This window comes from Mesorhizobium sp. M1A.T.Ca.IN.004.03.1.1 (assembly GCF_003997555.1).
In the GTDB taxonomy this organism is placed as follows: domain Bacteria; phylum Pseudomonadota; class Alphaproteobacteria; order Rhizobiales; family Rhizobiaceae; genus Mesorhizobium.
On the sequence record NZ_RZTV01000656.1, the window covers coordinates 1 to 255 of the forward strand.

At 65.5% G+C, this 255-nt stretch carries 1 protein-coding gene; it reads right to left on the reverse strand.

All coding sequences use genetic code 11. From position 1 onward, the window contains the following. Positions 1-255 (reverse strand): phage integrase N-terminal SAM-like domain-containing protein (locus tag EOD29_RS33280; protein ID WP_164764022.1); only part of this gene is annotated, 255 nt, incomplete at both ends.

The following is a 255-nucleotide window of genomic DNA, read 5'->3' on the forward strand; positions in this document are numbered from 1 at the left end:
CGCTTCCTCCACGCTCAGCACGTCCGGCAGCTTGCGTGGATGGCGCATGATCACCAGCACACGGGCCAGATCCCGCCGCTTCAGCGTCACCAGGAACAGGAACCGCAACGCCGAGACCGCGCCGTTGATGGTCGCAGGCCCGACGCCGTTCTCATGCTGATACAACTGGAAGCGACGGATGTCCTCGGGCGTCGCAGTATCGGGAGAGCGTCGGAGGAAGGCTGCGAAGCGCCGGACGTGACGAACGCAGTCCTG